This is a genomic window from Streptosporangium sp. NPDC050284 (assembly GCF_044459525.1).
GTDB lineage: Bacteria > Actinomycetota > Actinomycetes > Streptosporangiales > Streptosporangiaceae > Streptosporangium.
Window position 1 is genome coordinate 73,362 of record NZ_JBITIZ010000007.1, and the last position, 20,240, is coordinate 93,601.

The 20,240-nt window shown below is 71.2% G+C and carries 13 protein-coding genes; 9 read left to right on the forward strand and 4 right to left on the reverse strand.

Translation table 11 applies throughout. The features are described 5' to 3' along the window. Positions 1-6: 6 nt before the first annotated feature. Together glpK and ACIBH4_RS17905 are read right to left on the reverse strand one after the other, a co-directional pair. Entirely contained in the window at positions 7-1,524 is a 1,518-nt protein-coding gene (gene glpK, locus ACIBH4_RS17900; protein WP_362504096.1) for a glycerol kinase GlpK, read from the reverse strand. An 87-nt stretch (positions 1,525-1,611) separates the two neighbouring features. Continuing rightward, the gene (locus ACIBH4_RS17905) at positions 1,612-2,442 is read right to left on the reverse strand and encodes an MIP/aquaporin family protein (protein WP_362765803.1); all 831 of its coding nucleotides are present in this window, start codon (positions 2,440-2,442) and stop codon (positions 1,612-1,614) included. A gap of 343 nt (positions 2,443-2,785) precedes the next feature. On the opposite strand from ACIBH4_RS17905, the gene ACIBH4_RS17910 reads away from it, so the two are divergent. Further along, positions 2,786-3,856, forward strand: coding sequence for a polysaccharide deacetylase family protein (locus ACIBH4_RS17910; RefSeq protein ID WP_362504102.1), 1,071 nt, complete (start codon positions 2,786-2,788; stop codon positions 3,854-3,856). Positions 3,857-4,074: 218 nt separating this feature from the next. On the opposite strand, the gene ACIBH4_RS17915 is transcribed toward ACIBH4_RS17910, so the two are convergent. Beyond that, positions 4,075-5,187, reverse strand: a complete 1,113-nt coding sequence (locus ACIBH4_RS17915; protein WP_362504105.1) for a trypsin-like peptidase domain-containing protein — start codon at positions 5,185-5,187, stop codon at positions 4,075-4,077. Positions 5,188-5,422: 235 nt separating this feature from the next. Here ACIBH4_RS17915 and ACIBH4_RS17920 point away from each other — a divergent pair, with 235 nt between their 5' ends. The 8 genes from ACIBH4_RS17920 to ACIBH4_RS17955 all read left to right on the forward strand — a co-directional run bounded on the left by ACIBH4_RS17920 (position 5,423) and on the right by ACIBH4_RS17955 (position 19,048). Then, entirely contained in the window at positions 5,423-6,733 is a 1,311-nt protein-coding gene (locus tag ACIBH4_RS17920) for a hypothetical protein (protein ID WP_362765806.1), read from the forward strand. 228 nt (positions 6,734-6,961) lie between these two features. Continuing rightward, entirely contained in the window at positions 6,962-9,187 is a 2,226-nt protein-coding gene (locus ACIBH4_RS17925) for an acyl-CoA dehydrogenase (RefSeq protein ID WP_362504111.1), read from the forward strand. A gap of 110 nt (positions 9,188-9,297) precedes the next feature. Continuing rightward, positions 9,298-10,068 carry an FkbM family methyltransferase gene (locus ACIBH4_RS17930; RefSeq protein ID WP_362504114.1) on the forward strand — a complete coding sequence of 257 codons (771 nt, stop codon included), beginning with the start codon at positions 9,298-9,300 and terminating at the stop codon, positions 10,066-10,068. After that, positions 10,068-11,834, forward strand: a complete 1,767-nt coding sequence (locus ACIBH4_RS17935; RefSeq protein WP_362765809.1) for a hypothetical protein — start codon at positions 10,068-10,070, stop codon at positions 11,832-11,834. Before ACIBH4_RS17930 ends, ACIBH4_RS17935 begins: the two co-directional genes overlap by 1 nt. A gap of 138 nt (positions 11,835-11,972) precedes the next feature. Beyond that, the gene (locus ACIBH4_RS17940) at positions 11,973-12,104 is read left to right on the forward strand and encodes a hypothetical protein (RefSeq protein WP_362504120.1); all 132 of its coding nucleotides are present in this window, start codon (positions 11,973-11,975) and stop codon (positions 12,102-12,104) included. 234 nt (positions 12,105-12,338) lie between these two features. Continuing rightward, entirely contained in the window at positions 12,339-13,610 is a 1,272-nt protein-coding gene (locus ACIBH4_RS17945) for a glycosyltransferase family 4 protein (protein ID WP_399172411.1), read from the forward strand. Beyond that, a complete protein-coding gene (locus ACIBH4_RS17950) occupies positions 13,611-17,924 on the forward strand; it encodes an alpha-(1->3)-arabinofuranosyltransferase family protein (protein WP_362504123.1) in 4,314 nt (1,437 codons plus the stop codon). It begins immediately after the preceding gene. Further along, on the forward strand, positions 17,921-19,048 hold the full coding sequence (locus ACIBH4_RS17955; RefSeq protein WP_362765812.1) for a DUF3068 domain-containing protein: 1,128 nt from the start codon (positions 17,921-17,923) through the stop codon (positions 19,046-19,048). The genes ACIBH4_RS17950 and ACIBH4_RS17955 overlap by 4 nt, the downstream gene beginning before the upstream one ends. Here ACIBH4_RS17955 and ACIBH4_RS17960 read toward each other — a convergent pair. Then, complete coding sequence (locus ACIBH4_RS17960) at positions 18,969-20,222, reverse strand: acyltransferase (protein WP_362765815.1); 1,254 nt, start codon at positions 20,220-20,222, stop codon at positions 18,969-18,971. The two genes, ACIBH4_RS17955 and ACIBH4_RS17960, sit on opposite strands and share 80 nt — an antisense overlap. Positions 20,223-20,240: the final 18 nt, after the last annotated feature.

The window sequence follows — 20,240 nt, forward strand, 5'->3', positions numbered from 1 at the left end:
GGTCGTTCAGGACACGTCGACCCAGTCGAGGGTGCGCTCGACCGCCTTCTTCCAGTGCGCGTAGCCGTCGGCCCGCTGCTCGTCCGACCACTGGGGCTCCCAGCGGCGGCCCTCCTGCCAGTTCTGCTTGAGTTCGTCGGTCGACTTCCAGAAGCCGACGGCGAGCCCCGCCGCGTACGCGGCACCGAGGGCGGTCGTCTCCGCCACTACGGGCCGGGAGACGGGCACGCCGAGTATGTCGGCCTGAATCTGCATACACAGGTCGTTGGCGGTGACGCCGCCGTCGACGCGCAGGACGTCGAGGGCGACGCCCGAGTCCTGTCGCATCGCCTCGACCACGTCGCGGCTCTGGTAGCAGATGGACTCCAGGGTGGCCCGCGCGAGGTGGGCGTTGTTGTTGAAGCGCGACAGGCCGACGATGGCGCCCCGGGCGTCGGATCGCCAGTACGGGGCGAAGAGGCCGGAGAAGGCGGGGACGAAGTAGACGCCGCCGTTGTCCTCGACCTGCCGGGCGAGCGCCTCGCTCTGCGACGCCCCCGAGATGATGCCGAGCTGGTCGCGCAGCCACTGCACGGCGGAGCCGGTCACCGCGATGGAACCCTCGAGCGCGTACACCGGAGGCTCCTCGCCGAAGCGGTAGCAGACGGTGGTGAGCAGGCCGTTCTGGGATCGCACCAGCTCGGTGCCGGTGTTGAGCAGCAGGAAGTTGCCGGTCCCGTAGGTGTTCTTGGCCTCGCCGACGCCGAAGCAGACCTGGCCGACGGTGGCGGCCTGCTGGTCGCCGAGGTCGCCGGAGAGCGGGACCTCGCCTCCCAGCGGGCCTCTCGCCAGGGTGGTGCCGTACAGGCCGGGGTGGGAGGAGGGGGCGATGGCCGGCAGCATCTGGCGGGGGATGCCGAAGAACGACAGCAACTCGTCGTCCCAGTCGAGGGTCTCCAGGTCCATCAGCATCGTGCGGCTGGCGTTCGTCGGGTCGGTGACGTGCACGCCGCCGTCGGGGCCGCCGGTCAGGTTCCACAGCAGCCACGAGTCGGTGTTGCCGAAGATCGCGTCTCCGGCCTCGGCCGCCTCGCGCACTCCCTGGACGTTCTCCAGGATCCACTGGATCTTTCCGCCGGAGAAGTACGTCGCCGGGGGCAGGCCTGCCTTGTGGCGGATGACGTCGCCCCTGCCGTCGCGGTCCAGGGCTGAGGCGATCCGGTCGGTACGGGTGTCCTGCCAGACGATCGCGTTGTGGTACGGGCGCCCGGTTCTGCGATTCCAGACCACCGCGGTCTCGCGCTGGTTGGTGACACCGAGCGCGGCGAGGTCGGAGGCGGAGAGTCCCGCCCTGTTCATCGCGGTCTCGATCACCGCCCTGGTGCGCTCCCAGATCTCCGTGGGGTTGTGCTCGACCCACCCGGCTTGTGGCAGGATCTGCTCGTGTTCGAGCTGGTGGCGGCCTATCTCGTTACCGCCGTGATCGAAGATCATGAAGCGGGTGCTCGTCGTTCCCTGGTCGATGGCTCCGACGAAGTCGGGCATGGATGGTGCCTCCTCTGTGAGACTCTCCGGGAGATCTGCCGCTCTCCCCGTAACGGTTCTCGGCCGTGGTTGTCGTTCCGCTCCCGTTCAGGCGGTGTCGGCTTTCTCGTCGGACGGCATCCGTCCCACCTCGGGCTCGGCCTCCTCGGGAGGAAGGAACCTGGAGATCAGGACCTGGTACAGGAACGCCCCGATCAGTCCTCCGACCACCGGCGCCACGATCGGCACCCAGAAGTAGAGTTGGCCGTATTGATCCTGCCAGGCGGTCTCATACCCGGTGAGGTATGAGGCAAGCCGGGGCCCGAAGTCGCGGGCGGGGTTGATGGCGTACCCCGCGTTGGTGCCCCAGGCCATGCCGACGGCCACGACGATCAGGCCGATCACGAAGGGGGCGAGGTTGGCCATCGGCGCCGAGTTGCGCGCGTCGGAGACGGCGAGGATGAGCAGGAGCAGGATCGCGGTGCCGATGACCTGGTCGCGGAAGGCGCCCCAGGTGCCGATGGGCAGGGTCCCGTTGCCCGGCAGGGTCGAGAAGACGCCCTGGGTCTTGATCGTGAGCCCGGGGTCGGCCTTCTGCAGCACCTCGCTGTAGTTGAAGCGGACGATGAGCGCCGCCACGAACGCCCCCGCGGTCTGTGCCAGGGCGTAGGGCAGGACCTTGCGCCAGGAGAAACCCTTGAAGGCGGCGAGGGCGACGGTGACGGCCGGGTTGAGGTGGGCTCCGCTGGTGCGTGCCGCGACGTAGACGCCCAGGGTCACCCCGAGTCCCCACGCCCACGCGATGCTGTCGTGGTCGCCGATCTCGGCCGCCGCGACCTGGGCCACCACCCCCACCCCGAACAGGATAAGGATCATGGTGCCCACGAACTCGGCTGCCATCTCACCAAGAAGATCCCGGTTTTTCCGGCGTTCTGCCATATCTCCCCCTCACGGCGCCGCTCCGGATGCTCGGACGGTAGGCACGAATTCCAGGGCAGTCAACGATTTCCTGACGAGATTGTTGACTTTTGGTCAACAATCTAAGTAATTGGCAACGTCACCGAAACATGCCCCTATGCCTCTACTTGCGATGTATCCATCGGGTAAGAATCCCGTCACCTTCCGGGACCCCACGTGAGAATGCCCTCGTTTTTCCCGGGCCGCACCGTGCTCCAAGGTGCCGCCAAGGGCCGCTCAGGCGGGAACCTTTGCCGGGTACGGAGGTCAACTCGCAGGTCAGAGGGGGATGAGAAGCGTATCTTCATGCGCTTGGAGGAATTCGATGGGCCGTCTCAAAATGTGCAGGGCCGGTGTGGCCGTCGTCGCGACGGGAGCCGTGCTGGCCGGATGCGGATCGACGGGGTCGGATGAGAACGACGAACAGAAGGCCAGGGTGGCGGCGGCGGCGAAGGCGTCGGCCGCCGCGGCCTCGCAGGCCAACCTCCTCAAGGCCAAGACGGAGGCCGCCGCCAAGGTCAAGGCCAACGAGCTCGGGCAGGTGCCCGTCCTCATGTATCACCGGATCGTCGACAAACCCTCCACCCAGGACGACCGCACACCCAAGCAGTTCCGCACCGAGCTGGAGCGGCTCGCCAAGGAGGACTACGTCGCGATCACCGCGGCCGAGTTCGTCACCGGGCGCATCGACATCCCGGCGGGCAAGCACCCCGTCGTCCTCACCTTCGACGACTCCTCGCCCTCGCAGTTCGATCTGGACGGGATGGGCCTGCCCAAGCCGAACACCGCCGTCGCGATCCTCCAGGAGGTCGCCAAGGCACGCCCGGGCTTCCGCGGGGTTGGAACGTTCTATGTGACGCGCGACATGTTCGGCAAGGCGACGCCCGAGGAGGGGGCGCAGATGCTCCTCTGGCTCGCCGAGAAGGGCTTCGACATCGGCAACCACACCCGCGACCATCTCAGCCTGGGTGGCAAGCCGAAGAAGGCGGTGAACGCGGAGGTGGCGTCGGGCCACCGGCTCATCACCGACCTGATCAAGGTGCCGCCGGTCACGCTCGCCCTGCCGTACGGCAACCAGCCCGACGGCAAGGAGTGGGGACGCAAGGGCTCCTCGGGCGACGTCTCCTACGACTACGGCGGCGTCTTCCTCGCCGGTTACACCCCGGCGATGTCACCGTTCAACAAGAAGTTCGACCCGCTCGGCATCCCGCGCATCCGCTCGATGGACAAGAAGGGCGACTGCGCGAAGTTCTGCTCCGTGGCCTGGCTCGACTGGCTGAAGGCGAACGCCGACGAGCGCTACACCTCCGACGGCGACGTGAAGACGGTCGCCTTCCCCAAGTTCAAGGCCCCCTTCGTGGCCAAGTCCTTCACCGACCGTGTCCTGCCCTACTGATCCGGACCGGCCTGCCCGTCCCGGACCGGCCTGCCCGGAAACGGCCAGAGTCAGCCCGGACTGACCTGAATCATCCCGAACCGACCTGAACCGGCCGAGGATCGGGCTGCCGATCCTCGGCCAGGCGGTCGACGTGTCTCCGAGGTGTTCCCGTCGTGCCCCCGAGGTGGCCGAGCAGGATCCGGGCGTGTCCCGCGGTTTGCCGCGGGGCACCGGGATCAGCCGGGGAGTTCTTCGAGGGGAACCGCCACGGTGGTCGTCGAACCGTTGGGGCGCAGGGTCTCCACCTTCGCGTCGTCGCCGGGCTTGAGCTGCGCGAGGACCGTCGCCAGCTCCTGGGTCGACGGGGTGGGGGTGCCGTTGACCGAGACGATCAGGTCTCCGGCCTTGAGTCCGGCCCTCTCCGCGCCGCTGTTCCTCTGTACCCGCACGACGCTGACGCCCGCGGGCTGTCCGTTCATGTCGATCACGGTCTGTACGACGACGCCGAGCGCGGCCCTGCGGGTGTTGGTGACCTTGCCGTCCCTGATGATCTGCGTGGCGACGTCCTTGGCGGTGTTGGCCGGGATCGCGAAGCCGATGCCGGGGGCCTGGGCGTTGCCGAGTTCGGGGTTGACGGCGGTCAGGGTTGGCACGCCGACGACCTCGCCCCTGAGGTTGACCAGGGCGCCGCCGCTGTTGCCCGGGTTGATGGGAGCGGATGTCTGGATGGCCCCGGTGATCGTCGCGCCCGGCGAGCCCTCGCCCCCGGGTTCGGTGATCGTGCGGCCCAGCGCCGAGACGATCCCGTCGGTGACGCTGCCCGACAGGCCCAGTGGGTTGCCCATCGCCATCACGATCTCACCGACGCGCAGCCTGGAGGAGTCACCGAAGACGGCGGGCCTCAGCCCGGTCGGGTCCTCCACCTTGATCACGGCCAGGTCGCCCAGCTCGAAGGAGTCGACCAGCCTCGCCGTGCGCGGGGCGCCACCGCTGGCGAGCGTGACCTCGAAGCGCCTGGCGTTCCCGACCACGTGGGCGTTGGTGATGATGTGCCCGGCGTCGTCGTAGACGACCCCCGAGCCGAGGCCGTTGTCGGTGGTGATCTGCACGATGGACGGCAGTACCTTGGCGATCGTCCGCTCGTACGCGGCCTCCAGGGCGTCCGGAACGTACGTGGGCTCGGGAGAGCCCGGCGGGGATGCCTCGGCGGAGGTGCTCGCCGGCGCGCTCTGTGTGGGAGCGCCGGGTGAGCCGACCGTCCGGGATGTTCGCAGTTCCGGGCTCTGACCGCAGCCCGCGAGTGTAACGGCGGCGGCCAGTAGCGCGACGCCTGTCTTTGATCCCCCCATGCAAGGGTATTTGCCCAGCTCAGGGAGGAAGATACGCCTTGTGAGGGTTGTCGCGGCTAAGCTCGCCCGATCGTGGGCGCGTCGACCCCTCGCGCACCCCATGCCGGGACCAGCGGAGTGACATTCTGTTCATGGAGCGGAAAAGGCGGTCACCTGGGCGGATGTGCCTCCCGTGGCCGAAGCGTAATAAACGACGATGCGTCGAATCTTTCCGAGGTGACATAACCTGGCGCGTATGGCGGACGTCGGCGGCAATTCCTCCGGGCGCTCTCATGAGAGATACATCCCCTCATACGAGGCGCCCACGGCTCCCATACCCGCCATACCCGCCGAAGACGGCTCGATCATCAGCCCCCGGGTGCCCCGGAGGTTTCCCATCGGCGACGGCGAGGAGACCGTTCTGGTCTCCGGGTCTCCTGGATCGTTCCCTCGTCCTCAATCCTCGCCGGGCACGGCGTCGGGCGACGGGCGGGACGAGCCGCAGGAGGACGCCGACCAGGTGCGCGAGTCAGGCGGTCTCGGGACGATCCCGGTCAGGCAGGTAGGCGGCTCCGCGGGGCTCTGGCGCCCTGATCGGAGCGGTATGCCCGGCCGGCCAGGTGGAGGGGCTCTGGCGGGCGCGGCCGGGGGGCAGCGCGCGGGGCAGGGCGACCGGCGCGGCAGCGGGCAGGACGGTGGACAGAGCGACGGGCAGAGCACGGCGGCCGGGTGGCCCGGCGCGGCGCGGCGGCCCGGCGTGTTCGCGGAGTCCGGCGCGCAGGACCGGCCGGAGGCGCAGAGCGGGTCACAGGCGCGGGGTGGGACGAAGAGGCCCGGCGGCCTGCTGATGCGGATCGGCGACATCCCGATCCGGTTGGCCTACAGCCTGGGTGCCGCCGTCCTCACCGGTGTCATCGTGGCCCTGATCTTCGTCCTGTTCTCCGGTGACCAGCCCAAGGACCCGGCGGGGGTCGGCAGGGCCGTGATGCCCGCCGCGAAGCCCTCGCCGACCGTCTCGCCGATCACACTGCCGGCCCTGCCGGGCGCGACCGCCCTGCGGGTCCTGCCGGGCACGCCGAGTACGGTGCTGGGCGCGGTGACCGACACGAGGTCCGCGCTCACCTACGCCAGCCTGGGGGCGCCGTGGGAGAGCAAGGCCGTGCCGTCTTTCTCGGCCGGTCAGCAGGTCGGCGCGACCCGTCTGCCACGCACGGTCATCGCCTCGGGGCCCCTGCCCGGCGCCACCCCGGCCAAGGCGCTCAAGAGCGACGCCGACTACCGCAGGGCGGCGCTGAACGCGGTGAGGTGGACGATCCGCAGCCACCACCCCGCGGGGAGCAAGGTCGACTGGACCGCCTCGCAGCGGCCCGCCGGAGGCAAGGGATGGCTGCTCGCCTACAAGGTCACCTATGAGGTCAACGGCAAGAAGCGCACCTCGCAGGCGGCGCTCGCCGTGATCGACGTCGGCCGTCGCAAGCCCTCGATGCTCTTCGTGACCGTGCCCGACGGGCGCAAGCGGCTCTGGGCCGACATCGCTCCGCTGATGGCGAGCGTCCGCGCCCTCTGACACTCTTCTGCGTCCGTCCCCGGCTCACGGGGGAGACCGACGGGCGGGCACAGTACGGGCGCCGTCCGCCCGGCTCGCGGGGAGTCGGAGGTCGAGGGCCTTGGCGGGCGAGATTTTCGCTGATTGTCCACGGCGCGAGATCGCGTGCCCGGAAGATGATCTCGTGCGTTGTGATGGAAGTACCTTCTAGAATATGGTTCTGTCATTGAACCCTGTCTGGAGGCTGTCATGGCGATCGGATTGAGCGAGGAGCACGAGGCGCTCCGGGAGTCGGTGACCAGGTGGGCGGAGCGCAACATCCCGTCCGAGACCGTGCGCGCCGCCGTCGCGGCGGAGGGTGAGGAACGCCCCGGTTTCTGGGCAGGACTGGCCGACCAGGGCCTGCTCGGCCTGCACATCCCAGAGGAGCACGGCGGCAGCGGCTACGGCCTGCTGGAGACCGCCGTCGCCGTCGAGGCCCTCGGCGAGCGCGTCGCCCCCGGCCCGTACGTTCCCACGGTGCTCGCCGGCGCCGTGATCCTCGCCTCCGACGGCAAGGCCCAGGCCGAGCTCCTGCCCGGTCTCGCCGACGGCACGCTGACCGGTGCGGTCGCGCTGGGCGCCTCCATCACCGGCACTCGCGCGAAGGACGGCACCCTCACGATCGCCGGCGTCGCCGAGCCGGTCCTGGGCGGCGCGTCGGCCGACGTCCTGGTGCTCCCGGTGAGCACCGACCGCGGCGAGGAGTGGGTCGCGGTGGACGCCTCCGCGGCGACCGTCACCCCGGTCAGGTCGCTCGACCTCACCCGGGGGGTGGCCAAGGTCGAGCTGGACGCGGTCACCGTACCGTCGGGGCGGGTCCTCGACCGGCTGCGGGGCTCGCAGGTCCTCGATCTGGCCGCGATCCTGTTCGGCGCGGAGGCCGCGGGCGTCGCGTCGTGGTGCGTGACCGCCGCCGCCGAGTACGCCAAGGTGCGCGTGCAGTTCGGCCGCCCGATCGGGCAGTTCCAGGGGGTCAAGCACAAGGCCTCCCGGATGCTCGTCGCTCTGGAGCAGGCCCGTGCGACCGTGTGGGACGCCGTCCGCGCCGTCGAGGTGACGGGCGGCACCGAGGTGTCGGCCGACGAACGGGCGTACGCCGCCGCGATCGCCGGTGTGGTCGCCCCCGACGCGGCCGTGCTCTGCGCCAAGGACGCCATCCAGATCTTCGGCGGCATCGGTTACACCTACGAGCACGACGCCCACCTGTACTACCGGCGCGCGCTCACCCTGCGCGCCCTGCTCGGCTCCTCGGGGGAGTGGGCGGAGAAGGTCGCGGAGCTGGCACTGAACGGCGTGAGCCGGGAGCTGGAGATCGAGCTGCCCGACGAGGCCGCCGAGCTGCGCGAGAGCATCCGGACCGAGATCGCCGGGATCGCCGCGCTGGAGGGCCAGGAGCAGAAGCGGGCGCTGGCGAGCGCCGGATACGTCATGCCGCACCTGGCCAGGCCCTGGGGGCGCGACGCCAAGCCGCTGGAGCAGGTCCTCATCTTCCAGGAGCTCAAGGCCGCGAAGGTCAGGCTGCCCCAGATGATCATCGGTGCCTGGGTGGTGCCCTCGATCGTCACGTACGGCACCCCCGAGCAGCAGGAGCGCTTCCTGCCGCCCACGCTGAGCGGCGAGATGATCTGGTGCCAGCTCTTCTCCGAGCCCGGTGCGGGCTCCGACCTGGCGAACGTGCAGATGAAGGCCGAGAAGGTCGAGGGAGGCTGGCGGCTCAACGGCCAGAAGATCTGGACCTCGGTGGCGCACTTCGCCGAGTGGGGCATCTGCATCGCCCGCAACTCCTCCGAGGGTTCCAAGCACGAGGGCATCACCTACTTCCTGGTCGACATGAAGGGGGCCGGCGTCACGGTCAGGCCGCTCACCGAGATGACGGGGGAGAACCTGTTCAACGAGGTCTTCCTCGACGACGTGTTCGTCCCTGACGAGCTCGTCGTCGGCGAGGTCGGCCAGGGCTGGAAGGTCGCGAGGAACACGCTGTCCAACGAGCGGGTCTCGCTCTCCTCCGGTTCCGGCGGCACCGGATCGTCCGTCCCCGACCTGCTCGGCCTGACCGGGCGCCTCGGCAGGGGGCTGACCCCCGCCGAGCGTCAGGAACTGGCCCGGGTGGTCTGCGAGGGCCACTCGATCGCCGCGCTCGGACTGCGGGTGACCCTGAAGCAGCTGACCGGCCAGGAGCCCGGCGCCGACGCCTCGGTCCGCAAGTTCCTGTCCACCTCGCACGCCCAGCACGTCTCGGAGTGCGCGGTCTCGTTGCTCGGTTCCTCGGCCGTCATCGCCGCCGACATGAAGCTCGGCGACGCGGGCTACTGGAACCGCGCGGTGCTCTCCACCCGGGCCATGACGATCTACGGCGGTACCACGGAGGTGCAGCTCAACATCATCGCCGAACGCATGCTCGGCCTGCCCCGCGACCCCGAGCCGGGAAAGTGAGCTGAGGGGGCGCGTTCTCGCCCGCCCGTGATCCTGCGGGCGGGCACCGCAGGTCAAGACTGGTTATTTCAGTACAGGTCGGGTTTGACCCCTTCGGTTAGGATTCGCGCATGTCAATGCGGTTCCGGCCAGGTGTGGTCGTCCGGAGCGCCGTGGCCGGCGCGATCCCGCTGCGCTGGTTCGGCGCCGTGATCCGCCGGGTCTATCCCCGGCTGGACGCCGAACTGGCCCGTGCCGAGGAGTTCGTGCCACGCGGCGGTACCGCCGTCGACGTGGGCGTCTGGTACGGGCCGTGGACCGCGAGGCTTCGGCGGCTCGGCTGCGACGTCGTCTCGATCGAGGCGAACCCCCGCCTGGCCGCCCTGCTCGGGCGGACCTTTCCCGACGTCCGGGTGATCGCGGCGGGTGCCTCGGACAGCTCGGGCACGGCGCGGCTGTGGATACCAGGCGGCGGGCGGGGAGCGGAGGCCACGGCCTCGCTCGTCCACGGCGAGGGGGAGGGGGCGCCGGTGGACATCCCGACCGTCACCATCGACGAGCTGGACCTGAAGGACGTCCGGTTCATCAAGGTCGATGTGGAGGGCCACGAACTCGCCGCGCTGCGCGGCGCCGCGCGGACCGTCCACCGGGACCGGCCCGTCCTGCTGGTCGAGCTGGAGACCAGACACCAGGACATCGGCCTGGTCGTCGACCAGCTCGCGGAGTGGGGCTACACCGGCTCCGTCCTCACCGGCGGCACCTGGGTTCCGCTGGACGGCTTCGACCTGGCCGCCCACCAGGCGGCGGCGGTCGGCGAGGTGGAGCGAAGCTTCATCTCCCGTCTCGTCAGGCCCGGCGGCGAGTACGTGAACATGGTGCTGTTCCGTCCCCTCGTCCCGTAGTGCGCGCCCCTCGCGCCCCCCGCGTGTCCGCCTCCCGCGCCTCCGCCCTCCGCGCCTTCGCCTCCCGCGCGCTCGTCCCCCGCACCCCCGTCCCGCACCCGGCCGCGGGGCACGTCTTCGCGTCGTTCCTGGTTCCGGCCCTGGTGGGGCTCGTCCTCGGAACGCTCGCGCTCTGGCCCGCGCTCGGTCCCGGTTTCGTGCTCCGCTACGACATGGTGTTCGTGCCCGACCCGCCGATCCCGGCGCAGAGCGGCGGTTTCCCCCGTGCCGTGCCGAGCGACCTCGTGGTGGCCCTGCTCTCCTCGGTCCTTCCCGGCCAGATCGTGCAGAAGGCGATCCTGCTGGGGATCTTCGTGCTCGCCGCGACGGGCGCCGCGGCCCTGGTGCCGGGGGAGCGCCGGGTCGCCCGGCTGGTCGCCGCGGTCTTCTACGCCTGGAACGTCTACCTGGCCCAGCGGTTGCTGCTCGGCCAGTGGGCGCTGCTGCTCGGGTACGCGGGCCTGCCGTGGGCGGTGCGCGCGGTCACCCGAGGGGGGATGTGGAGGACGGTCCTCGCGCTGATCCCCGCGGCGATCGGGGGTTTCCAGGCGATGCTCGTCTCGGCGATGTCGGTCGTGCCCGTGGCGGGCCGCCGGGCGCCGCGAGCCCTGCTCGCCGTCGCCGTGCTGAGCCTGCCGTGGCTGGTTCCGGCGCTGGGAAGCTCCGCCGTCACCGATCCGGCCGGGGTCCGGGCCTTCGCACCACGGGCGGACGGGCCGCTGGGCACCCTCGGCAGCCTGTTCACCCTCGGTGGCGTGTGGAACTCCGGAGCGGCCGTACCGGGACAGGAGACCTGGTGGTCGGCCCTCGTCCGGCTCGCGGTGGCCGTGGCGGCGGTGACCGGGTACGCCCTCCTCGCGAGGGGGTGGCCGCCGGCGGGCCGCGTGGCCGGGGGCGAGCCGGTCGCGGGGAACAGGCGGGGCCCGCTCGGAGGTGGGCCGGATGCGGGGAACGGACGGGGCCCGCTCGGGGGCGGGCCGGGCGCGGAGGGGGGACGTCGCCGGGGCGCCGGCGGAGGGCGGGACGGTGGGCGGCCCGCGTACTGGGGTGGGCTGACGGTCGCCTCGGTGGCGGGGCTGACGGTGGCGTGTGCCGGGGCCTTCCTGCCGGGGGCGGTGGAGACGCTGGTCGGGCTGTGGCCCGGCTTCGGGCCGCTCCGCGACGGGCAGCTCTATCTCGTCCCCTTCGCCTTGCTGCAGGCGGTCGGCCTGGCCGCGGTGACCGCGCGCCTGTCCCCGGTGATCCGTCCCGGCATGCTCGTGCTGCCCCTGCTGGTGCTGCCCACCTTCGCGATGGGGGCGTTCGGCCGGCTGGTCGCGGTCGACTACCCCCCGGACTGGTCCGGGGTGCGGAGCGTCGTGGACGCGGATCCCGCGCCGGGGGCGCTGCTGACGCTGCCGTGGGGGGCCTACCGGGCGTTCGGCTGGAACGGGGGCCGGGTGGTGCTCGACCCGGCCGTCAAGTCCTTCCGGCGCGAGGTCGTCTGGAACGACGGTCTGCCGGTCGGGCTGGGAGACGGTCGTACGCTCGTCCTCGCGGGCGAGGATCCGAGGGCCCGCAGGGTCGGCGCGATCCTCGCGGGGGCCGGCCCGCTGACCGGGCCGCTGGCCGCGGAGGGGATCAGCCACGTGCTGATCCAGAGGTCGAGCGAGAACTTGTTCCGTTCCAGACTCCCCGGCGCACGGCTGATCTTCGCCGGTCAGGAGCTCGTCCTGTACCGCATCTGATCCTCTGAGATGCGACCACAACAAGGTTTACCAGCTAGTAGCATTTTCCACACATTTTCCCCGATTGACTAGCTGACTACCTGTATCAGGTTCTACTGTCAGGCAGACCGCACGACCGCGCGTTGGAGGGAGACTCGGGTGTTGCGAGTGGTTGCCGCTCTGGCGGTAGGGGCAGTGCTGGCGATCGGAGCCTCGGTGGCCGTCGTGAACGTCGCGGCGCCGACCCCCGAGCCGCCCAACAGGCCGCTCTACAACTACGGCAGCAGGTGACGCGCGAAGGCCACCGATCGGCTCCGGCGCTCACCTGAGCATCCGGCCCACGGGGCGGGGAGACCCGCTCCGGATCACGTCGACGAGACAGGGCCTGGCCGCAGCATGCGCGAAAACCCTCGGCGCCGTCGTTCTCGTACGTCAGACAGCGACATTCACCGCATAAAGTGACACCTCGTCCGGAGAGCGCGGAGCGTACGGGGAGCACGGGAGAGTTCGGAGATAGGAGTGGTCGTGGCCGGACAGGGCGCCAGGGCGACCCGCCGGGCGTCGGGCCCGTCCCCCGCGGGCCTGGTGGCCGCGACGGCGCGGCAGCGGCCGTTGCTGCGCGGGGTGCGCGTCGCCGTCCTGAACTTCCGCGAGCCGCTGCAGTCGGTGGCGGGGGGCGCCGAGGAGTACGCCTGGCAGGTGAGCCGCCACCTGGTGGGGCAGGGGGCGTCGGTCACCTTCGTCACCTCCAGGGAGGCGGGGCAGTCCTCGGCCGAGGCGCGCGACGGCATCGCGCTGCGGCGGATGGGCAACCCGTTCCTGGTCTATCTGCTGGTCCCGCTCTGGATGCTGCTGCGGCGCCGGCGCTTCGACGTCGTCATCGACTGCATGAACGGCATCCCCTTCTTCGCCCCCCTGGTCACCGGACGGCGCACGGTCGTCATCTCCCTGGTGCACCACGTGCACGACCGCCAGTTCTACGCCTTCTTCCCGCGCTGGCTGGCCCGTATCGGCTGCTTCATCGAGGGGCCGGTCGCCCGGCTGGTCTACCGGCGCCGCGCGACGGTCACGGTCTCCGAGTCCTCCAGGAAGGAGTTGCGCGAGCGGCTCGGCTGGCTCGCGCCGATCCAGATCATCCCGAACGGCAGCCCGGTGGCGCGCCTGGTCGCGAGCGGCGAGGGCGTGACGGGGGACCCCTCGGTGGTCTACCTCGGCAGGCTCGTGGGCCACAAGCGCGTCGAACGGGTGGTGGACCTCGTGGGAGACCTCGAAGAGGCGTGGCCGGGCATCCACGTGCACGTCATCGGGCGTGGCTGCGAGCAGGAGCGGCTCACGGCACACGCCGCCCGCCGCGGCCTTGAGGACCGGATCCACCTGCACGGCTTCCTGCCCGAGGCCGCCAAGAATGCGATCCTGGGGGCGGCACGGGTCAACGTCACCGCCTCGGAGTTCGAGGGCTGGGGGCTGACCGTGATCGAGGCCGCCGCGCTCGGCGTCCCGACTGTCGCCTACGACGTCGCGGGACTGCGCGACTCGGTGCGTGACGGTGTCACGGGCTGGCTGGTCGGGGATGGTGAGGCGCTCGCCGACGTGGTGGACCGCGCGCTGCGGGAACTGTCGGACCCGGCCAGGCGCGAGGAGATCCAGCAGGCGTGCAGGCTCTGGGCGGCCGAATTCACCTGGGGGAGAACGGGCGCTACGATGACCGGACTAATCACCACAGAACTATCTAAAAACGGCCGCCACCTTCATGTATCCGATCTCTGTCTCGCCGCGGGTGAGACCGATCCGCCATAAGTGACGGTGATCCCCGAGGCGTGGATCACCCGCCTTTCCGCACCTCCCTCCGAGTTCGGAGCCTCCGACACCGGGCTTCGCCGCAGGCTCAGGCTGCTCGCCGGGTGCCTCTTCCTCGCCGCCGTCGCCTTCCACATGGCGCCGGGCATGCTCATCGCCGAGACGAAGCTGGACATGCCGATCAACCCGATCGGCTTCCTCTCCCAGGCGCTGAGCATGTGGGACCAGGATTATCTGGGACACCTGCAGAACCAGGCGTACGGCTACATCTTCCCGATGGGGCCCTTCTACACCCTGCTGATCAACGCGGGCATGCCCCCGTGGGTGGTGCAGCGGCTCTGGGTGACGCTGATCCTGTGCGTCGCCTTCGTCGGCGTCGCCCAGGTGGCCAGGGCGCTGCGGATCGGCGGGCAGCTCGCCGGGGTGCTGGCCGGTCTCGCCTACGCGCTCGCCCCGCACGCGCAGGCGCTCATGGGCTTCAACTCCGTGGAGTTCGCCCCCAGCGCCGTCCTGCCCTGGGTGCTGCTCTTCCTCGTCAGGGGCGCGCAGGGGGAGACGAGCCCACGCGGGGCCGCCTGCCTGTCGGCGCTCGTGTTCCTGTTCGCGGGCGGCATCAACGCCGCCGCCGAACTGGCCGTGCTCGTCGTACCGATGATCTACCTGCTCACCCGGGCGCGCGGCCCGCGCAAGCGGCGGCTCATCGCGTGGTGGCTCGCCGCGATCGCCGCCGTGTCGTTCTGGTGGCTCGTCCCGCTGGTGATGCTCGGCCGCTACGTCTTCTCCTTCATGCCCTTCACCGAGAACGCGTGGACGACCACGGTCGTGGGCTCGCTCACCAACGTGCTGCGCGGCATGAACAGCTGGGTCGCCTTCCTGCCGGTGGACGGGCGCCCCTTCCTGCCCGCCGCCTACGAGCACGCCACCGTGCCCTGGCTCGTGCTGGTCACCGCGCTCGTCGCCGGGCTGGGACTGGCCGGGCTCACCCTCGCGCGCACGCCCGAGCGGACCTTCCTGATCCTGACCGCGCTCGTGGGCGTCGCCGTCCTCGTCGCGGGCCACGCCGGGCCGCTCGCCGACCCCCTCAGGGCGCTGCTGGACGGCCCGCTCGCGCCGTTCCGCAACCTGCACAAGTTCAACGCGCTCGTACGGCTGCCGCTGGTGCTCGGACTCGCCGCGTTCGTCTCCTACGTGGGAGCGCGCAGGCCCGCCGTCCGCCTCCCCGCCGCGGTGGTGGGGGCCGGGCTGGTCGGCCTCACCCTCGTCCCCGTCGCCACCGCGGGCATCGCCCCGAGCGGCGCCTTCGCCGACGTCCCCGAGCACTGGCGGCAGGCGGCCTCCTGGCTGGACGACCGGGCCGAGGAGGGCACCGTGCTGGTCCTGCCCGGAGCCCGGCGAGGCGAGTACACCTGGGGGCGCCCGCTCGACGAGCCGTTCCAGCCGCTGCTGAAGAAGGCCCGCTGGGTGAGCAACACGATCGTGCCGTGGGGTACGGCCGGCTCCAACCGGCTCGTCAAGGCGATCGACGACCGCTTCGCCAACGGGCAGGGATCGGAAGGGCTCACCCGGACGCTGCGCCGGATGGGGGTGCGCTACCTGCTGATCCGCAACGACCTCGACAGGGTCGCCTTCGGTGACGCGTGGCCCGCCCGCGTACACGAGGCGCTGGACCGCTCTCCCGGCCTGAGCCGGGTGCGTGGCTTCGGGCCCACGGTCGGCTTCGAGGACTCCCAGACCGGCGCGAGCTGGCTCGACCAGCCGTACGCGTCCCTGGAGATCTACGAGGTCACCGGGGCGCGTCCCGTCGTCGGCACGGTCGCGGCGCAGCGGCCGCTGCGGGTCTCCGGCGGTCCCGAGGCGCTGCTCACCATGGCCGAGGAGGGGGTCCTCGAAGACGACCGGCCGGTGATCCTCGGCGACGACCCCGGAGCGGACGCGATCCCCGCCGCCGACACGGTGCTCACCGACACCATGCGGCGGCGCGAGCTGGTGGTGAGCGACCTGCGCAGGCCGTACGGCGAGACGCTGACGCCTGACGAGCCCTACGAGGGTTACGGGCCCGCCTACGACCTCACCGACCCCGGCTGGTCCGATCCCACCACCGTCGCAGCCTTCATCGGGATCAAGGGAGTGACCGCCTCCTCCTCGCAGTCCAGGCTCGGGGCGACCCCGGGAACCCGCGACAGCGGGCAGCAGCCGTACGCGGCGGTGGACTTCGACCTGCGCACCGGCTGGCGCTCCACCGGCTGGAAGCCGGCCACCGAGCAGTGGCTGGAGGTACAGCTCGCCAAACCGACCTCGGTGCCCTTCATCCAGGCGGTCTTCGAACGCTCGGAGGAGACGGTGACGGTCTCCGAGGTCATGGTCGAGACCGACACCGGCAGGGTGCGCACCCGGCTCGGCCTCACCTCGCTGTGGGAGCGTCTGAACGTTCCGCAGGGCGAGACGTCCCGGATCCGGATCCGGGTCACCCGCGTCCTGCGTGACCCCAACCCCCGGGTCGGCATCACCGAGCTGTCCATTCCCGGGGTCCGCCCGGAACGCACGCTCGTGGTGCCCCCCGTCTCCTCGTCCGCCTCCTCGGCCGACCCCGCGTCGCCGGGGCAGACGGTCGTGACCAGCCGGACGGACACCGCCCCCGGCTGCATGCTCGGCTCCTACGCCTGGACCTGCGCGGACAGGCTGCGCTTCGTGGGCGAGGACGGTTACGCCTTCGACAGGTTGGTCCCCGTCGCCGAGGGAAGGCAGACGCTGGAGGGCAGGGCCGTGCTCACCGACCGGCGGGTGGCCGAGACCGTGCTGATGCCGGAAGGGAGCTTCCCCCGCGCCAGCGCCTCCTCCACCGCGAGCGACATCCCGGCCACCGGCGCCTACGCGGCCTTCGACGACGACCGCAGGACCATCTGGTACGCCGGGGACAAGGACCTGGAGCCCTCGCTCTCCTTCGAACTGGGCAGGAAGGTGAACCTGTCCCGGCTGCGCGTCGACTTCCCCGACACCAGGCTGGGCGCTCCACCGGTCCGGGTCACCGTCACGACCGACGACGGCGTCCGGTACGCCTGGGCCTCGAAGGACGGGTGGATCCGCTTCGCGCCGATGAGGGCGAGCCGGGTGAAACTCACCTTCGCCGCCCTCGGCTCCTGGCGGATGGAGGTGCTCGGGGTGGCGATCCCGGGGGTCGCGCCGCTGCCCACCCCGGACACGCAGCCGGTGAGGATGCCCTGCGGGTTCGGTCCGACGCTCACCGTGAACGGGGTCGCGACGCCCACCGAGATCCACAGCGGGACCCTGGGCGATCTGTTCAACGGCCGTCCGGTCGGCTACCGGGCCTGCGAGGCGGTGGAGACGCGGGACGGCACGCTGCGGGTGCGCGCCGCCGCGCTCCAGGGCTTCCGGGTGGACTCGATGGTCCTGCGCGCCGCCGACACGAGGAGCGAGGGGAACGGCGACGGTGCCGCGAACGACGCCAAGGACGCCGCAGAGAGCCCGAAGAGCCCGAACGGAAGCGGCGCCGGGACCATCGAGAGCACCGAGAGCACCGAGAGCACCGAGAGCACCGGGAACGCAGGGAACGCCGGGAACGCCGCGGCGCCGGAGGTGATCCTGCGGCCCGCGACCGTCGAGAGCTGGGAGGCGGGGGAGCGCCGGGTGAGGGTCTCCACGGCGGAGCCCTCCTACCTGGCGCTCGGTGAGAACTTCAACAGGGGCTGGCAGGCGTCGTTCGACGGACGCGTGCTGGAACCGGCGAGGCTGGACGGGTGGCGGCAGGCGTGGCTGCTGCCCCCCGGGAGCGGGACCGTCGTGATGACGTACGCCCCCGACGGCCTGTATCGGATGTCGCTGATCGTGGGATGGGTGCTGGTCGCGCTGGTCGTCGCGCTCGCCCTGGTCCGCCCCCGCCGCCCGCTCCGCGGGCTTCCCGCGTCGTCGCCCGCGGTGCTGCGGGCGGCCTGGCTGTGGCCGCCGGCCCTCGTGCTGGGCCTGGTGGCCGAGGGTTGGGCCGGTGCCGCCCTGACCGGTCTGGTGGCGGTGCTCGCCCTGTGGCTGCGGGGTATCGCGGGGGCCGAGCACAGCGCGGGCGGCCGGCTGTACAGGATCGGCCGGGTGCTGCTCACGCCGTTCCCGGTGGTGGCGGCGCTCGGCGCGGCCGGTCTCGCGCTCGGCTACGGCGAGGAGACGGGGGCGGTGGGAGCGCAGTATCTCTCCCTGGTCGCCGTGGGCCTGTTGTTCGCCGCGGCGCGCGTGTCGAGGTCGCCCCGCCGTTGGCTGCGGGCGTGGGAGAAGGACGGTCCCCTCCAACCCACGGAGCGACGATGATCGACCGGAGACTGCGCGGTGTGCTGGTCCTGGTCGCCGGCGCCTTCCTGATCACGCTGGCCGCGCTGGTGCACCTCTACATCTATCCCAGCGGCCTGGTACTGCCCGCGGAGCAGGACCGGATCACCAAGCTGACCACCGAGTCCGGTTCCTACTTCGACGCCGCCACCCTGCGCACGCACCGGGGCGTCCCGCTGGAGACGGCCGTGGCCAGATACGGGGACACGGTCAGGTCCACGCCGGACGTTGCCGTGTGGACGGAGTTCGTCTCCCTCGCCACCCGCGACGGGCAGCGCATCGACTACCACGAGCGGCGGGTCGCGTTCGACCGCCGTACGGGGCAGGCGGTCAACTGCTGCGAGAACTACGTCGACGAGAACGGCAATCCCGCCCCGCGCGGGCTGGTGTTCCGCTGGCCCTTCGGAGCCGGGCCGGTCGCCTACCAGGTCTACGACCCGCTCGTCCGGCGCCCGGTGGCCGCCCGCTTCGAGGGGATCGAGACCCTGTACGGCGTCCGGGTCAACCGCTACGCGCAGCGTCTGGTCAACGAGCGGCTCGTCCAGCAGGCGATGGAACTGCCGGGGACGGTTCTCGGGCTGGGCGGCAGGAAGACGTTCCCCGTCAACGCCTACCTCGATGGGACCCGTACCTTCTGGGTGGAACCGGAGAGCGGGATGGTGATCGGGGTCAGGGAGAACCTGGTCAAGACCCTGCGCGCCGACGACGGTGGGGGACGGCTGGTCGCGCTCGCCGCCGACATGCGCACCAGCACCGGGGACGAGCGGTGGAACGCGGGGGAGGCGCGGCAGTTCCTTCGCTGGGCGACACTCGTCAACCGGGTGATCCCGCTGTCGTGCGCCGTACTCGGCGTGCTGCTGCTGGTCGCGGGCCTGCGCCTGCAGAGTCGCGCCTCCGCCGCCTCCGTCGCTCCCGCTCCCACCTCCGGTGATCCCGCTGCCGGGAGCGGAGGCGCGGGCGATGAGGGCGTCGCGGGTGGTGCGGACGGCCTCGACGACGGTGGCGGGGTCAGAGGCGGTGCCGGGGTCAGTGGCGGCGGCGCCGCCCCCGACCCCGGCCTCGGCTCCGGAGCCGCAGCGCCGGAGCCTCGACCAGCCGATGGCTGAGGTCGGCGAGCAGTACGGTGAACGCGGTGCACACCACCAGCGTCGTGAGCAGATCGCCGCTGAAGGTCTCCTGCCCGGTCAGCTCGTACCAGCCCACGATCACCACGAACTGCCACAGGAAGACGCCGTAGGAGATGCGGCCGAGATAGCGCATCACCCGGTTGCCGAGCAGCGAGCGCAGCGGCGAGGGCTCGGGGGTCTGCAGGGCCACGGGAGAGAGCAGGGCGAGGACGAAGACCGTGTAGAGGGTCATCTCGAAGATGTCCGTCCACAGGTCCTGGATCTCGAAGAGGCGGCCTCCCGCGATGGGGCTGGCCGCGACGGCGTAGACGAGGGCGGCGATGATCCAGCAGGTCACCCACGACTCGCGCACCCCCCTGGTGAGCCGCCGCACCGGGGCGTCCGGGTCGGTCTCGGCATGCGCCCAGAACGAGACGACGGCGAGAGCCATGCCCGCCGCGAAGTAGAGCATCGACCGGGGGAGCCAGAGCCCGAGTTCGGGGCGGTGCGCCGGGACGTGGCTGAAGATCGCCCAGAGGGGGGAGACCAGGGCGAGCGCGCAGATGCCGGTGAGCAGCAGCTTGGCCCTGGCCACAGGGTCCGCGCCGCGCCGCGCGAGGGCGCGCAGCGCGACGGCGAGGAGCGGGAGGGCGAGATAGAAGGTCATCTCGACCGAGAGGCTCCACATCTGCCCGAGCCCCGGCGGGCTCGCGCCGGCCCACCACGGCTCCGGCACGTAGTTCTGCACCAGCAGCAGGAAGGGCAGCCAGTTGACCGGGTCGGCCGCCTGAGGCCACGACCACAGCGGCAGCGCGACGGCGACCACGAGCCAGTACGCGGGCAGGATGCGCAGCGCGCGCTTCCACAGGTAGCCGCCGGCGCCGGGGGGCGCCTCACCCCGCACGACCTCCCCGGCCCAGGGCCGGTAGAGGAGGAAGCCCGACAGCAGGAAGAAGATCGGCACCCCGATGTCGCCCCTGGAGAGCAGGGCGGGGAGGAACCCCTCCCTGAGGGAGGCGCCCGTCGTGCTCGCCACGTGGTAGAGAAGAACACCGAAGGAGGCGACCGCGCGGACGCCGTCCATCGCGTCGAGATGCCCGCCGACCGCCGGAAGATCCCGCACGTCCCTGCCGGTCGACCCCTGGTGAACCGGCATAGAACCTGTTTCGGTCACTTTTTGGCATCCCTGGTG

What these genes read in the sequence shown, in the direction of transcription:
- ACIBH4_RS17915 (WP_362504105.1), bottom strand. Translation starts at nt 5,187, where the DNA reads ATGGGGGGATCAAAGACAGGCGTCGCGCTACTGGCCGCCGCCGTTACA.
- ACIBH4_RS17920 (WP_362765806.1), top strand. Translation starts at nt 5,423, where the DNA reads ATGGCGGACGTCGGCGGCAATTCCTCCGGGCGCTCTCATGAGAGATAC.
- ACIBH4_RS17910 (WP_362504102.1), top strand. Translation starts at nt 2,786, where the DNA reads ATGGGCCGTCTCAAAATGTGCAGGGCCGGTGTGGCCGTCGTCGCGACG.
- glpK (WP_362504096.1), bottom strand. Translation starts at nt 1,524, where the DNA reads ATGCCCGACTTCGTCGGAGCCATCGACCAGGGAACGACGAGCACCCGC.
- ACIBH4_RS17955 (WP_362765812.1), top strand. Translation starts at nt 17,921, where the DNA reads ATGATCGACCGGAGACTGCGCGGTGTGCTGGTCCTGGTCGCCGGCGCC.
- ACIBH4_RS17905 (WP_362765803.1), bottom strand. Translation starts at nt 2,442, where the DNA reads ATGGCAGAACGCCGGAAAAACCGGGATCTTCTTGGTGAGATGGCAGCC.
- ACIBH4_RS17930 (WP_362504114.1), top strand. Translation starts at nt 9,298, where the DNA reads ATGTCAATGCGGTTCCGGCCAGGTGTGGTCGTCCGGAGCGCCGTGGCC.
- ACIBH4_RS17925 (WP_362504111.1), top strand. Translation starts at nt 6,962, where the DNA reads ATGGCGATCGGATTGAGCGAGGAGCACGAGGCGCTCCGGGAGTCGGTG.